The sequence below is a fragment of the Cellvibrio sp. genome (genome assembly GCF_053579595.1).
Genome location: NZ_JBRFPI010000060.1, coordinates 1 through 15,859 on the forward strand (window position 1 = coordinate 1; position 15,859 = coordinate 15,859).

Annotated in this window: 11 protein-coding genes; 7 read left to right on the forward strand and 4 right to left on the reverse strand. The window is 44.5% G+C overall.

Going from position 1 to position 15,859, the window contains the following annotated elements:
* From lon to ACWA6V_RS05820, 3 genes are all read left to right on the forward strand, one after another.
* Positions 1 to 2,048: endopeptidase La (gene lon / locus ACWA6V_RS05810; RefSeq protein WP_449521597.1), on the forward strand; the 2,048-nt coding region annotated here is incomplete at its 5' end.
* 216 nt (positions 2,049 to 2,264) lie between these two features.
* Complete coding sequence (locus ACWA6V_RS05815; protein ID WP_039914522.1) at positions 2,265 to 2,537, forward strand: HU family DNA-binding protein; 273 nt, start codon at positions 2,265 to 2,267, stop codon at positions 2,535 to 2,537.
* A gap of 197 nt (positions 2,538 to 2,734) precedes the next feature.
* Positions 2,735 to 4,603 carry a SurA N-terminal domain-containing protein gene (locus tag ACWA6V_RS05820; RefSeq protein ID WP_449521598.1) on the forward strand — a complete coding sequence of 623 codons (1,869 nt, stop codon included), beginning with the start codon at positions 2,735 to 2,737 and terminating at the stop codon, positions 4,601 to 4,603.
* 64 nt (positions 4,604 to 4,667) lie between these two features.
* On the opposite strand, the gene ACWA6V_RS05825 is transcribed toward ACWA6V_RS05820, so the two are convergent.
* Together ACWA6V_RS05825 and ACWA6V_RS05830 are read right to left on the reverse strand one after the other, a co-directional pair.
* On the reverse strand, positions 4,668 to 5,633 hold the full coding sequence (locus ACWA6V_RS05825; RefSeq protein ID WP_449521599.1) for a sensor domain-containing diguanylate cyclase: 966 nt from the start codon (positions 5,631 to 5,633) through the stop codon (positions 4,668 to 4,670).
* Between the two features lie 14 nt (positions 5,634 to 5,647).
* Complete coding sequence (locus tag ACWA6V_RS05830; RefSeq protein ID WP_310070931.1) at positions 5,648 to 6,265, reverse strand: histidine kinase; 618 nt, start codon at positions 6,263 to 6,265, stop codon at positions 5,648 to 5,650.
* Between the two features lie 302 nt (positions 6,266 to 6,567).
* Between ACWA6V_RS05830 and ACWA6V_RS05835 the strand changes: the two genes are divergently transcribed.
* Genes ACWA6V_RS05835 through ACWA6V_RS05850 form a run of 4 tightly spaced genes read left to right on the forward strand, consistent with a single transcriptional unit; the run spans position 6,568 to position 11,643 of the window.
* A complete protein-coding gene (locus ACWA6V_RS05835) occupies positions 6,568 to 8,190 on the forward strand; it encodes a peptide ABC transporter substrate-binding protein (protein ID WP_449521600.1) in 1,623 nt (540 codons plus the stop codon).
* A 7-nt stretch (positions 8,191 to 8,197) separates the two neighbouring features.
* Entirely contained in the window at positions 8,198 to 9,133 is a 936-nt protein-coding gene (locus tag ACWA6V_RS05840) for an ABC transporter permease (protein ID WP_449521601.1), read from the forward strand.
* Positions 9,134 to 9,135: 2 nt separating this feature from the next.
* Positions 9,136 to 10,026, forward strand: coding sequence for an ABC transporter permease (locus ACWA6V_RS05845; RefSeq protein WP_449521602.1), 891 nt, complete (start codon positions 9,136 to 9,138; stop codon positions 10,024 to 10,026).
* A gap of 3 nt (positions 10,027 to 10,029) precedes the next feature.
* Positions 10,030 to 11,643 (forward strand): ABC transporter ATP-binding protein, encoded by a 1,614-nt coding sequence (locus ACWA6V_RS05850; RefSeq protein WP_449521603.1) that lies wholly within the window; start codon positions 10,030 to 10,032, stop codon positions 11,641 to 11,643.
* 47 nt (positions 11,644 to 11,690) lie between these two features.
* On the opposite strand, the gene glgA is transcribed toward ACWA6V_RS05850, so the two are convergent.
* Together glgA and glgB are read right to left on the reverse strand one after the other, a co-directional pair.
* Positions 11,691 to 13,139, reverse strand: coding sequence for a glycogen synthase GlgA (glgA, locus tag ACWA6V_RS05855; protein ID WP_449521604.1), 1,449 nt, complete (start codon positions 13,137 to 13,139; stop codon positions 11,691 to 11,693).
* Positions 13,140 to 13,161: 22 nt separating this feature from the next.
* Positions 13,162 to 15,369 (reverse strand): 1,4-alpha-glucan branching protein GlgB, encoded by a 2,208-nt coding sequence (glgB, locus tag ACWA6V_RS05860; RefSeq protein WP_449521605.1) that lies wholly within the window; start codon positions 15,367 to 15,369, stop codon positions 13,162 to 13,164.
* Positions 15,370 to 15,859 lie beyond the last annotated feature (490 nt).

The following is a 15,859-nucleotide window of genomic DNA, read 5'->3' on the forward strand; positions in this document are numbered from 1 at the left end:
TACAACGCCCTGAAGCTCGTGCACTGGTTGCCCCTGCAATCGGTCAGTTTGAGCAGTATGTCAATCTCAGCAAAAAAGTACCTGTAGAGGTGATCACCTCGTTGTCAGGCATTGATGAGCCTGGCCGCTTAGCGGATACCATAGCTGCACACATGTCGCTCGACCTTCCCAAAAAACAATCCATTTTGGAAATGGCTGATATAGATGCAGGCATAGAGCATCTTCTGGATCTGATGGATGCAGAAGTGGATTTGTTCCATGTCGAGAAGAAAATTCGTGGTCGCGTTAAAAAGCAAATGGAGAAAAGCCAGCGCGAGTATTATTTAAATGAGCAAATAAAAGCTATTCAAAAAGAGCTAGGCGAATTAGGTGAAGAAGTTAGCGAAGCGGATGAACTGGAGAAGAAAATCATCGCAGCTGCAATGCCTAAAGAAGCCGAAGAAAAGGCACGCACAGAATTAAACAAATTAAAAATGATGTCACCGATGTCTGCGGAAGCTTCCGTACTGCGCGCCTACATCGACTGGATGATTAAAGTACCTTGGAGCAAGAGAAGCAAAGTTCGCCATGACCTTATACGCGCTGAAGAAGTGCTCAACAAAGATCATTTCGGACTTGAGGAAGTAAAAGAGCGCATTCTCGAATATCTCGCGGTACAACAGCGCGTCAAAAAAGTAAAAGGCCCCATCTTGTGTTTGGTTGGTCCACCGGGTGTAGGTAAAACGTCTCTGGGTGAGTCGATTGCGCGTGCCACAAATCGTGAGTTTGTACGCATGGCCTTGGGTGGTGTACGCGATGAAGCTGAAATTCGCGGGCACAGAAGAACTTACATAGGCTCATTGCCCGGGAAGCTTATTCAGAAGATGGCCAAAGTGGGTGTGAGAAATCCGCTCTTTTTGTTGGATGAAATCGACAAAATGGGTATGGATAATCGCGGCGATCCGGCCTCTGCATTACTGGAAGTTTTGGATCCGGAACAAAACAGCCACTTCAGCGATCATTATCTCGAAGTCGATTATGATTTGTCGGATGTGATGTTCGTTTGCACATCTAACTCAATGAATATTCCTGGCCCATTATTGGATCGTATGGAGGTTATTCGCATCCCCGGTTACACCGAGGATGAAAAATTGAATATCGCATTGCGCTACTTAATTCCAAAACAAATGAAGGCAAACGGTCTTAAGGATACTGAAATTAATATTGGTTCCGATGCCATCCGCGACATCATCCGTTATTACACCCGTGAAGCGGGTGTAAGAGGACTGGAGCGGGAAGTTGCAAAAATCTGCCGCAAAGTTGTAACTCGCCATGTCAAGGGCAATAAAACCAGCGCTGATCTAATAGACTCGGAGTCTTTGGAGAATTTGCTGGGTGTGCGCAAATTTGATTTTGGCAAAGCAGAAAGTAAGGATCAAATAGGGCAGGTGACTGGGCTTGCCTGGACCCAAGTAGGCGGGGAGCTGCTGACAATTGAAGCAACAGCCGTTGTTGGTAAAGGGCGCATTATAAAAACCGGGTCGCTGGGTGATGTAATGCAGGAATCTATCCAGGCGGCATTAACCGTTGTTCGTTCGCGCAGCCAAGCACTCGGCATTGCCCCTGATCATCACGAAAAAGTAGATATCCATATTCATGTACCTGAAGGGGCAACACCAAAAGATGGGCCTAGCGCGGGCATAGCTATGTGTACGGCCTTAGTGTCAGTGCAAACGGGGATACCGGTGCGGGCAGATGTTGCTATGACTGGTGAAATCACTTTGCGCGGAGAGGTGTTGCGTATCGGTGGGCTGAAAGAAAAACTGCTTGCTGCGCACAGAGGAGGAATTAAAACGGTCATCATTCCAGCTGAGAATGAGCGTGATTTGAAAGAAATTCCAGACAATATTAAAGCAGATCTCTCCATCAAACCGGTGAAGTGGATTGATGAGGTTCTAGCCATTGCATTGCAATCCAGCCCCAAGCCATTGAGTGATGAGGAATACAGGGCGCTGGAGAAGGCCGCACAAAAGACCACTGAGAGCGATAATCGCCTGAGCACCCACTAAGGTGAGCGCGGGTGTGACCTGCTTCAAGATATGGTGTTGCCTGCTTGTTTTGTGATCAGATTCGATGGGGTTTTGTGTAAAGCTGTAAGCTTTCCTTGACCCCCTGAGGCTCTGTTGGTATAAATCGCAATTCATTTGCTGCACGGGTAACGCAGATTAATAGCGACATTAATTTGCACTGTGTTTTTAGAAACAAATAATCAAAAGGGGTTAAGTGTGAACAAAACTGAACTGATTGAAGCCATTGCCGCATCTGCGGATATTCCTAAAGCTGCTGCCGGACGTGCCTTGGATGCAGTCGTTGAAAGTATCACTGGTGCCCTTAAAAATGGTGACTCTGTGGTTCTGGTGGGTTTTGGTACCTTTGCAGTGAAAGAAAGAGCTGCACGTACTGGTCGCAATCCTCAGACTGGTGCAGAAATTAAGATTGCTGCTGCCAAAGTTCCTGGCTTCAAACCAGGTAAAGCATTGAAAGATGCAGTTAACTAATAGGTGCTTTTTTCAGATGTAGATCTGAAATGTTAAAGCATAAAAAGGCGCATCTAGGTGCGCTTTTTTTTTAGTAAAATGTGAATTAAAAAACAAGGCCAATTGCCTTATCCAAACATCGAATAATTAAGTATTTAGTTGTCTATTTAGTCTCAGTTTATCTGCGCAAGACACCTTCATCCCGCTAGGAGTTTAAAATGCTACAAAACCTCAGAGACAATTCCAGAGGTGTTATCTCTTTTATCTTGATTGGGTTTTTGGTGATCATTTTTGCCCTTACGGGTGTTGAGGCATTATTCAATTGGGATACATCGGCCAATCAGGCAGCCAAAGTAAATGGCGAGCAAGTTACTGAAATGGATGTGGCCAGAGCGATTGGTATGAAAAAGCAGCAAATGCTGAATACCTATGGCGACCAAATACCAGCTGAATTTCTTACCGATGAATATTTGCGTAAACCTGTAATTGATAATCTTGTGCAGCGAATGGTGTTGTCCCAAGCAGCAGGAAAATCAGGCATGGCTGTTGGCAATACTTATCTCAGCGAACAAATTGCCAGCGCACCCCAGTTTAAAAATGAAACTGGTGCATTTGATAATAATCGCTATCAGCAGGTTTTGCGTAACATGGGTTATACACATAGCACTTACGCAAAAATTTTATCCGATGAAATTGTCATTAATCAGCTGCAAGCGGGTGTAAGCGCAACTGCTTTTGCAACTCCAGCGCAATTGGATGATGTAGTTGCACTTAGCTTTCAGTCTCGCGATCTCGGGTACGTTATATTGCCTGCGGCAAAAGTGCGTGAAACACTTCAGGTTGATGCAACAGAGATCCAAAGCTATTACGATGCCAACCAACAAATGTTCACCAGTGAAGAGCAAGTTGCGGTCGATTACATCAGCCTCAACGTTGCGGATCTGATGAAAAACATCAGCATTACTGAAGAGCAAGTACGCAAACAATTTGAACAAAACCAGGCTTCTTTTGTTGCTGCACCGGAGCGCCAAGCGGCCCACATTCTTGTAGAAGGTGATAATCAGGATAAGATTAAAACTATCGCTGATAAACTTGCTGCTGGCGGTGATTTCGCTGCATTAGCTAAAGAGTTCTCTGACGATTTAGGTAGTAAGGAGCAGGGCGGTGATTTGGGTTTCACTAAAGGTGATGCCTTCCCGGTAGAATTTGAAACAGCACTAGCCACATTAAAAGTAGGAGAGGTTTCTTCTGCTGTTAAAACTGATGCTGGTACGCATTTCATCAAACTTTTAGCAGAAAAAGGTTCTGAACCACCTACATTTGAAGAGCAAAAGGCAAGCATTGAAGATCAACTGAAGCGTGCGGAAGCTGAGAATTTGTTCGTTGTTCAATTAGAAAAATTACGCGAAGAATCTTACAATGCAGAAAACTTGCAAGAAGTGGCTCAAACACTAAACCTTAAGGCTGAGAACTCTGGGCTGTTTGAGCGCAGCAAAGGTAAAGATTTAATGGCCAATGCTAAAGTAGTTGCGGCTGCTTTTTCTTCTGAAGTTTTGCAGGAAGGTAATAGCAGTGATGTGATTGAAATCGATTCAAGCAATGTAGTTGTATTGAAAAAAACCGATTACAAACCTAGCCAGGTTAAACCGCTTGCCAGTGTTCAAGAGCAAATTACTAATACCTTGAAAGATCAGAAAGCCAAGACACTACTTGATGAGCAAGCCACTAAACTGCTTGCCGACTTAAAATCAGGTGGTAGCTTTTCTGAATTAAGCAAGGCCGCAGGTGTTGAGCTCAAGCAGGTAAAAGCTGTTACACGTAGCAGTGCTAACATTGATTCAGATGTTCTTCGCCATGCATTTGCTATGACTAAACCGTCTTCAAGCTCACCCACCTTCGACAAGGTAATGACAGCGTCTGGTGATTTGGCGGTAGTTGCAGTAGAGGCTGTAACACCGGGTAGTTATGAGAAAGTAACTCCAGAACAAAAAACAGCAATTACTGCTCAATTGGGTAGCATCTACGGCAAGAATGACTTCTCCAGTTATCAAAAATTCCTGAAAGATGCAGCTGATATAGTTCAATAATCTTAACTGCCATAATAAAAAAGGCTCCTATGGGAGCCTTTTTTATAACACCATCAGGAGAAAGTTAAGAAAGCATTGTGCAACGATTTCTGCCACCTTCTTTAGATTTGTAAAGTGCTTGATCTGCCTTTTCAATCCAGTTGCGATGGTCATGAATTTTATCGGTTAACTCTGCCACACCCAAACTGACAGTAAATTTTATTTCGTGACCCTCAGTGTAAATTGTCAGCTGCTCAATGGCAGAGCGCAACCGCTCAGCAAAGACACAGGCACCATCACCGTTGGTATTGGTAAGGACAATCCCGAACTCTTCACCACCGTAACGGCCGGCAATATCCAAATCCCGTACCTGCTCTTTAATTGCGCGACTCACCCCTCTGATTGCTTCATCGCCTACAGTGTGGCCATATTTATCATTAATCTTCTTGAAGTGATCTATATCGAGCATAATCAGGCTGGATGCCTGCTCATAGCGATCGTAGCGTTTGAATTCCTGAATCAGACGAAGCTCCCAGTAACCGCGATTAAAAAGCCCGGTTAAGTGATCTGTACGGCTAAGGTTTTGCAATTGCTTGTTGGCTTGTTGCTGTGCAATTTTATTAACTGCAGAATCAGTAACATCATAAATTACCAAACAAATATGACCCACCTCACCTTTGGTATCAACCAAAGGGATGATAGTACTGTTTTGGTACATATATTCAGCAGTGCCAGTGATAGGGCGATAATGAGGGAAGCGAAATAAATAGGGGCGTTGTTCCCAAGTGGTAAACGCGGTGTTTTGTAAAACAAAAACAGATTGTGATTTATGCCTAAACCATTGTTCCGATAGTTCAGGGAAAACGGTATATATACTTTTATTGAGTACGTCTTCAGGAGCCTTGCCGCTGTGGTTTTGCATAAAACTATTCCAGACTTCAATCGTGTAGTCCGGGCTCATTACCACAAGGCCAACATCAATATTTTGCAGGATGTCCATTTGCCAATGGACATCCTTAAAAATTTTACTGAGATCTTCGCTAATTGCCATCGTTATGGTTCAACCTAATCGAGTAGGTAGTTGAGTTTTTCAGTCAGACCGAAAATAGAGTGTTCAGCTACAACCAATAATAAATCACAGTTAATTTTATGATTCTCAATAGAGTAGTTGATCTCAACGACTAACGCCTGTTTCCACTTCATATTATTGTTTTGTAGCAAGTCAGTGATATTGCAGTGCTGCCCCAATAGCATTGGCGGGCCAAAGCTAAAGTGAGTATCTAACTGCTCCGCCAATCCCCGCAGACATGCACCATTTAGGACGTTAGCGGTGTCCATTAGCAGCTCATACTGCGCCTGCTCATCGGTAACGCGATCATATTTCAACAGTTTGGCAAGATCATCAAAGTCAGTTTCGTGAAATATTAGCATTGCCTCACCAGCGATCCCGCCGCCAATGAAACCTTGGCACACACCGTGCACTATGTCATTGCGGCTCTCCCGGTTGAGCGATTGTAGCGCCATTGCGATATCGGTAGGGTTGAGCACGCTAACATGTGGAATGGATAAAACCACAAAAACGTCTAGCAGGCGAGCCAGATGGGAACCGGCTTGCCCCATGGCAACATTGGTGATTTCCTGAAGGCAATCGCGCTGATCTTCAGTGAGCAAATAATCTCGCATAGTTCAGATCTTGTTATGGTCAGTCCGAGGTGCATTTAACTGAAGCTTAGCAGCAATCTATAACTTTGTAGGGAAACATCTTCTGATGCTTCGGGTGATAGTGACGAAAGTCCGTTTTTGGCTTTAATTAAACTGCCTTTTGATAGGCTTAAGTGCTTAAAAAATAAAGGTTTTTGGATGCTTTGTTTGTCCTCTAAACTGTACTACCATGCAGTAATATCGGCTTTATCCCAGTCCTGATGTGGTTTTTTGAGGGGGAGTGGTGGATGTTCTATATCAAATATTAATCTGGTGTTTTTGCTATGAAACAAAGCGTCCGGCTTTTTGTTGTTTGTGTCTGTTTACTTTTATTTGTGAGTTGTGGTGATCGCAAACGTCTGGTGGATATCGGCACCGAACAGCAAATAATGCACATAAGCAATGCCACTGAACCTTCGGGGGTTGATCCACATACAACAACTGGAATGCCAGAGTACCGTTTACAGATGGCATTATTTGAAGGATTAGTAGCGAAACACCCAGAAACATTGGAGATTGTGCCCGGCGTTTCAGATTATTGGCGCATATCCGATGACGGTTTAATTTATACTTTTCATATACGTGAAAATGCTAAATGGTCTAATGGGAAAAAGTTAATCGCTAATGATTTTGCCAAGTCTTGGCACCGAGCATTAATGCCTGGATTGGCGAATGAATATGTAGAATCTCTTTTTGTTATAAAAAACGCAGAAAAGTTCTTTAGGCAAGAGCTAAAAAGTTTCTCTGATGTTGGAGTCAAAGCACTGGACGACAACACACTACAAATTGAACTGGAAAACCCTACTCCTTATTTTCTTCAGCTGCTCGACCACCACAGTATGTTTCCTGTTGATACTGATACCATTCGCAAATTTGCTCCTATCGATGAAAGAGATTCAACTTGGACAAGACCGGAGAATTTTGTCGGTAACGGCCCATTTGTTATTCATGAATGGACGCCCGGGAAAGTATTTTCCGTCACGCCAAATCCCTATTATTGGGATGCAAAAATGGTCAAGCTTAAAGAAATACGCTTTTATCCTGTGGAGCAATTGTTGGCGGAGGAAAGAATGTTTAAAGCAGGGCAGCTGCATAAAACGGAATGGATGCCTATTGCCAAGATAGAAAAATACAAAAAAGCCAGTGATCCGGAGTACGTGACATTTCCCTATCTAGCTACTTATTTTTACATATTGAATGTCACTAAACCGCCGACGAATGACGTGCGTGTACGCAAAGCATTGGCTTACGCAGTTGATCGGGAATCAATTGCTAAAAATGTTACGAAAGGTCAACAGCTCCCAGCGTACTCTCTTACCCCGCCAGATGTTTTGGGCTACACAGCAAAAGCCAAAATGACCTACGATCTTGAAATGGCACGCAAACTATTGGCTGAGGCAGGTTATCCAAATGGAGAAGGGATGCCACCGATAGAACTTATATACAACACGTCCGAAGATCATCAGAAGATCGCTCAAGCCGTCCAACAAATGTGGAAGAAAAACCTCAACCTTAATGTGACATTGCAAAATCAGGAGTGGAAAGTATTTTTGGATAATCAAAAATTGCTGAATTATCAAGTCGCACGCATGGCATGGGTTGGAGATTATGTTGATCCCAATACATTTTTGGAAGTATTTATTACTGACGGCGGAAACAATAGAACCGGCTGGTCAAATAAAAAATATGATCAGCTAATTCGTGCTGCAACATCCGCCAAAAATCGGGATGAGCGCTACGACTTGCTCCAACAAGCTGAACAGATTTTAGTGGATGAAGTACCGTTCATCCCCATTTACAACTATTCAACTAACAATCTTTTATCGACTGATGTTAAGGGATATTACATGAATATTATGGACTATCACCCTTATAAATACATCTATCTCGAATCCAGTAAAAAATGAGGTTGGCATGCTGATTTTTATTGTAAAACGATTGTTGCAAGCCATACCGGTTTTATTATTAGTAATTACTGCCACATTTTTTATGGTGCGTGCGGCACCGGGCGGACCCTTTGATAAAGATCGAGCGGTGCCCGCTGAAGTAATGAAAAAATTAAATGAACAATATCATTTGGATGATCCATTATGGCAACAGTATATCGATTATCTCGTCAATCTATTGCAAGGGGACTTGGGACCTTCATTTAAATATCCTACCCACAGCGTTAATGACCTTCTTATCGCAGGTCTTCCAGCGACACTTGAATTATCATTTTATGCAATTGTCTTTGCGTTAATTGTGGGCCTTTCCGCTGGCATACTGGCTTCATTAAAACCCAATAGTTTGCAGGATTATATTCCTATGTCATCGGCGATGATTGGAATATGCATGCCAACCTTTGTATTGGGGCCGATTTTGTTATTAGTCTTTGGAATTTGGTTGGGGTGGTTTCCAGTCGCTGGCTGGGGGCAAATTCCTGGCGATAAAGTTCTCCCGTCCATTACACTGGGTTTTGCTTACGCTGCCTATATTGCACGTATCAGCCGTGGTGGAATGTTGGAAGTTATGTCACAAGATTACATTCGTACCGCGCGCGCGAAAGGTCTCTCCACTACGCGTATTGTTTTTGTACATGCGTTGCGTGGTGGCATAACGCCAGTGATTTCATTTCTAGGGCCAGCGATTGCAGGATTGTTAGCGGGCTCTTTTGTTGTTGAATCTATTTTTCAGATTCCAGGTTTGGGGCGGTTTTACGTCACTGCCGCATTTAATCGTGACTACACCATGATCTTGGGCTTCACCATTTTTTTCTCAGCACTCATTATTATTTTTAATCTCCTAGCCGACATAATCCTTGTGTGGCTAAATCCTAAAATGCGTCAAGAACTGCTGGGGGGGAATTGATAGTGTCAAATATTGAATCATCTACTCAGTTGCACCATGTGGAAAAAGGCACCTCTCTGGCTGAGGATGCTTTTGAACGCTTACGCAATAATAAAATGGCAATGATTAGTTTGTTTATATTGCTTTTTATCATTGGGATTTCATTACTGACACCATGGATTGCACCTTATTCGTACGAGGAACAGAATCTGGATTTGGGAGCTTCAGCTCCCTCTGCAACTCACTGGTTGGGGACTGATGCACTAGGTCGTGACCAACTAACCCGCATTATGTACGGCAGCCGTATTTCCTTAATGGTTGGTTTTATTGCGACAGCAGTAGCATTAACGATAGGCGTACTCTGGGGTGCTATTGCTGGTTTTATGGGTGGGCGTGTTGATGCGGTGATGATGAGGATCGTTGATGCACTTTATGCATTACCGTTCACGATTTTTATTATTTTACTTACTGTAATTTTTGGCAGCAGTATGTTGCTACTGTTCTTGGCAATTGGCGCAGTTGAGTGGTTGACTATGGCGCGAATTGTTAGAGGGCAAGTATTAACCATCAAACGACAAGAATTTGTCGAAGCAGCGATTTCAATGGGATTATCGCCCTGGCGAATTATTTCTCGGCATTTAATCCCGAATGTCCTCGGACCCGTAATTGTCTACACCACGCTTACGATTCCCAGTGTTATTTTATTGGAATCGTTTTTAAGCTTTTTAGGTTTGGGAATTCAGCCACCTGCAAGCTCTTGGGGGTCGTTAATTTCTGGTGGGGTGGAAACGATGGAAGAATATCCTTGGTTGCTGATTTTCCCCGGTCTTGTTTTAACAATCACCTTGTTTTCACTCAATTTTCTCGGCGATGGCTTGCGCGATGCACTTGATCCACGAGCATCAAAGGATTAACTCATGACCAGCGAAAAATTACTCAGTGTTGAAAAATTGCGTGTATTGTTTAATACCCGCAATGGACAAACAGTTGCAGTGGAAAACTTAAGTTTTGCACTTGAACCAGGAAAGGTATTGGGCATTGTGGGTGAGTCAGGTTCAGGCAAGTCGGTCGCCTGTTATGCGTTGATGGGATTAATTCCGTCACCCCCGGGGAAAATTGAATCAGGCCGCGCACTGTTTCATGGCAAAGATTTATTGCAAATGTCTGAATCAGAACTGCGCCATGTGCGTGGGCACAAAATTGCGATGATTTTTCAAGACCCGATGACCTGCTTGAATCCCTATATGCGGATTGCGGATCAACTTATCGAAGTCTTACTGCAACACAAAAAGATGAGTAAAAAAGAGGCGCGGGAAAAATCAATCGCCGCACTGGCTGAGGTCGGCATTCAGGACGCCACCAAACGCATCGATGAATACCCGCATCAATTTTCAGGCGGTATGCGTCAACGCGTTATGATCGCCATGGCGCTTCTAGCGGAGCCAGAAATACTGATTGCAGATGAGCCCACGACTGCATTGGATGTCACTGTTCAGGCACAAATTCTCGCGCTTATTAAGGGGCTCCAAAAAAGCCATAACCTGGCTGTTATTTTTATTACCCACGATCTAGGTGTGGCAGTGCAAATGGCAGACGATGTGCTGGTAATGGAAAAGGGGCGCTTGGTAGAGCAGGGCACAACCGAAGCAATATTTAAAAATCCAACTCAGGAATACACCAAAAAACTGCTTAGTGCTGTACTAACCACAGCAAAACCTGTTGCCAGTGCTGCCAAATTGGATGAACCACCGCTATTGAATGTAAAAAACCTTCAAGTGGGTTATGCGTCACAGGTAGACTCCCTGTTTAATCGCATCAAACAATTTGCACGTGGTGTTGATGATGTAAGCATTACTATCTATCGCGGAGAAATACTTGGGCTGGTTGGTGAATCAGGCTCGGGAAAGTCTACCCTGGGTAGAAGTATTATTCGTTTGGTGAATGCGCAGTCAGGCGAAGTGATTTTTAATGGGAGCGAGTTATTAGGTTTGTCGCCCGCGAATCTCACAGGAATGCGCCGCGACATTCAAATGATTTTCCAGGATCCTTATGCGTCGCTAAACCCACGCATGACCGTATTTGACGCGCTGGCTGAACCACTTCTGGTGCACGGCCTTGCTACCAAGTCAACTGTCTTAGATCAAGTCAATGAGCTAATGGATGATGTCGGTTTGGATCGGCGTTTTATCCGCAAATATCCCCATGAGTTCTCCGGTGGTCAGCGTCAGCGTATCGCTATCGCGCGTGCGATTGCATTGAAACCAAAACTAATAGTTGCTGACGAACCGGTATCAGCGCTGGATGTAACTATCCGTGCGCAAATATTGGCATTGCTATTGGAGTTAACGCAAAGACACAATTTGACGATGCTGTTTATCTCACACGACATGTCTGTTGTGCGCTACCTATGTGATCGCGTAGTGGTTATGCAGAAAGGGAAGTTAATTGAAGAGGGGATAACGGAGCAGTTATTTTCCGCACCACAACAGGAATACACACGGCAGCTGCTCGCAGCAATTCCTACGCTGTAAATGCAGATGTAAAAAATGGGCAGCAATGCCCATTTTTAATCACGGATTCAGGCTGAAACAATCTGCTCATAAATCGCCAAATATTCTTTGGCGCTAGCATCCCATGAAAAGTCTTTACTCATCGCATTCAGTTGCAGCTGCTTCCAGCGATCTTTTTGCTTGAAGATCGAAATAGCGCGTTGAATTGCAGCAAATAGTTCTCCTGCAGTGGCACCGTGAAACACAAAACCATTAGCCTCGACTGACTCACTTTCTAACGTCTGTTCAAAAACGGTATCGCGTAGCCCACCAACGGCGTGCACAACGGGCAGCGTGCCGTAACGCAAACTGTATAATTGATTTAAGCCGCAAGGCTCAAAGATGGACGGCATCAGAAAAATATCACTACTCGCTTCAATACGATGCGCAAAGGATTCGTTATAACCCAGTGTGACAGCAACTTTTTGTGGGTATTGTTCGGCAATGTTTTTTAACGCTTTTTCGTAATGCGGGAATCCACTTCCCAAAATGACTAATTGACAATTAAGCGTTAACAACTGATTCATTTGTTCCAGAATTAAATCCACGCCTTTTTGGTCAACTAGTCGGCCAACAAACCCGAGCAAAGGGATTTCAGAACTCACTGCAAGGCCAAGCTCTTCTTGCAGTGCCAGTTTGTTTTTGGTTTTATTGCCAAGGGTGCGACGGTTATAGTTGCAGGCTAAATGAGGGTCAGTTCCCGGATTCCATTCATCGGTATCTACGCCATTTAAAATACCAGCAACCGCATCGCTGCGATAACGTATTAATCCATCCAAGCCATTGCCAAATTCCGGACGTTGAATTTCATTTGCGTAACTAGGGCTGACGGTGGTGATGAAATCTGCAAAAGCCAGCCCACCTTTTATAAATGACATTTGCCCATAAAACTCCAATCGTTCGTGATGCCAAAATACCGGAGGCAAATTTAATTCAGCAAAGGCTTGATAGGAAAATAGGCCACGATACGCCAAATTGTGGATGGTAAACACTGTGGCAGGGTGGTTGGGGTGGAGGGAAAGCAATGCAGGTATCAAACCTGTTTGCCAATCGTTGCAATGCACAATTGTCGGTTGCCAAATTAATCCCAGCTGGTCTAAGGCAATGAGTTCGGCAACCCTGGCAAATACATAAAAGCGTTTATGATTATCAAACCAGTCATTCCCATCAGGGCCACAATAGGGATTGCCTTCGCGTTCGAAAAATTCAGGTATATCAACCAGCCAAACAGTCACCTTTGTCCCGGGTAAGCGAGTTTGTTTCAATGAGATTGAGTAACCCTCTATTTCGAATTGCGCAACTTCTTTGACTCCGATACTTTTGGCTTTCTCCATTACACTGGCATAGGCTGGGAGTAATATTTTTACATCTTGCCCCAGTTTTAACAGTGCACGCGGCAGGCTTGCTGCTACATCAGCAAGCCCCCCAGTTTTAATTAGCGGATAAACTTCACTAGTTGCAAATAAAATTTTCTGCATGAGTGATCCTTCTTCGTAACAATTATGCAAGTTTAATAATCAATGCACCTAAAGGCGGCAAATTGACTTCAAGTGATTGTTGATGGTTCATCCAGGGCACGGGTTGCGAATAAATGGGATTGGAGTTACCCCAATTACTACCGCCATAAAAGCTTGAATCAGAATTTAAAATTTCATGATAAGCCCCGGCCAGGGGTACACCTATGCGATAGTTGGTCCGTGTTACCGGAGTGAAATTCAAGATGACGATACTGAAGTCGTGATCACTCTTACGAATATAACTCACGATAGATTGCGTGCTGTCATGGCAATCAATCCATTCAAAACCATCGCCGCGGAAATTACGTTGATAAAGTGACGGCATGCTGGTGTAGCAATGGTTTAAATCTTTTACTAATGCATGCATACCTTGGTGAGGCGCGTAGTCGAGTAAATTCCAATCGAGCGTGCGGCTTTGTGCCCACTCGCTCCATTGCGCAAATTCGCTACCCATAAATAATAATTTAGTGCCGGGATAAGTGAACAGGTAAGTGTAAAGCAAGCGCAAATTAGCGAATTTTTGCCAATCATCGCCGGGCATTTTATTGATCATGCTGCCTTTGCCGTGCACCACTTCATCGTGCGAGAACGGCAGCATAAAGTTTTCGGTAAAGGCGTACATCATGCCGAACGTTAATTGGTTGTGGTGATACTGGCGATGAATAGGATCTTTGCTGATGTAATCCAGGGTGTCATGCATCCACCCCATATTCCATTTCATTGAAAAGCCCAAACCTCCTACCCAGGTGGGGCGAGTGACTTGCGGCCAGGCAGTAGATTCCTCTGCAATTACCAACGCGCCGGGGTGTTGCCCGTGGCAAACCTCATTCAGCTTTTGCAAAAACGACATGGCCTCAAGATTTTCATTGCCTCCATGAATATTTGGTATCCATTCACCTGGCTCGCGCGAATAATCCAAATGCAGCATGGAAGCGACAGCATCAACCCGCAAACCATCAAGGTGATATTCCTTCAACCAGAAGAGCGCGTTAGCCAATAAAAAATTGCGCACTTCATTGCGCCCATAGTTATAAATCAAGGTGCCCCAATCGCGGTGCTCGCCCAAGCGTGGATCTTCGTGCTCATAAAGCGCTGAACCATCAAAGCGGGCGAGGGCATGTGCATCTTTCGGGAAATGTGCAGGCACCCAATCGAGAATAATCCCGATATTGTGGCGATGGAGATAATCGACAAAGTAGCGGAAATCATCTGGCGTACCAAAGCGACTGGTCGGGGCGTAGTAGCCAGTAGTTTGGTATCCCCATGAGTCATCTAGTGGATGTTCACTGACCGGCATAATTTCGATATGGGTAAATCCCAGCGGCTTTATATAGTCGACGACTTGATGTGCGAGTTCGCGATAATTCATAAACTCGCCTACCCATCCCCTGCGCCAGGAGCCGAGGTGCATCTCATAAACCGAGAGTGGCGATGATTGCCAATCCCAGTGGGCACGTTTGTTCAGCCAGTCTCCGTCCTGCCATTCATATTCGGACGGAGCTTTAACTATTGAGCCGGTGAGGGGACGCAATTCAAATGCTTGGCCGTAAGGGTCGGACTTAAGGAAAACGGCACCGGTCGCCCGGTTGCGGATTTCGAATTTGTAGAGCGCTCCTGCTTTAATCCCGGGAATAAACACCTCCCAAAGGCCGCTGCCGCCTCGTACGCGCAAGGGATGGTGGCGACCATCCCAATCATTAAAATCACCCACCACACTGATGCGCTCGGCATTGGGCGCCCAAGTGGCGAATAACACACCTTCGATGCCATCAACTGTGCGCGGGTGCGCACCCAAGTGTTGATAGATGTTCCAATGTTGCCCCTCAGCAAAGAGGTGCATGTCAATATCGCCCAATTGTGGTGCAAAGGAGTAGGGGTCAAATTCAGTGTGCATCGTGTTGTGGCGGTCGTACCACTGCACCAAATAATGATCAGGTAATATTTTGGCTAAACCGTACCATTCAAAAAAATCAGTACCCTCAATGCGTTTCAGTGCATGATGCTGCTCATTAATCACTAAAGTCGCGGTCCGGGCTCCAGGTAAGTAAACACGCACAAAGGTGTCTGCTGCTGCCGTTGAGCTGGCACCTAACGGATGGCGTCCAAGCACCTCAAAAGGGTCGTGGTGGGTAGCGGTAACTATGCGCAACATCTCGTGGGATAAGGGTTTGTCCTGCTTCACATTCAACATTGAATCGATTCCTAAGTGATTATTTTGGCACTTGATTTTGCATATTGCTGATTATGCCCGATTTCGGGCTACATAAAATTGTCATATGGCCACGCTCTACTAGCTTAGCCATTATCGCTTTCTTTTGTTGCACCATTTTTTTGCAAAAAAATAACATCCGTGAAAGACATTTGCAGATTCGGTGCCAAACTTGTAGCTACACTTGGCTTTGCATTTAAAGCGAGCAAGTGTGCGTTATTAAATGCACCATAAAAAATTTTGTGTTTCGCTTGAGTTTGCGCCAGATCAATTTATTGGCATTGATATTGCTCTTACTCTACACATAACCGTCACACAAAATTCATCGTTCAGACACAATAGCCATAAGGAACAAGTAGTAATGAGCACACCAACATCGGGTCGTTTTGTTAGTCGCCTTACGCGAGAAACATTGGCGGTAATTCTTGCAGGTGGACGTGGTTCTCGGTTACATCAACTAACAGATTGGCGC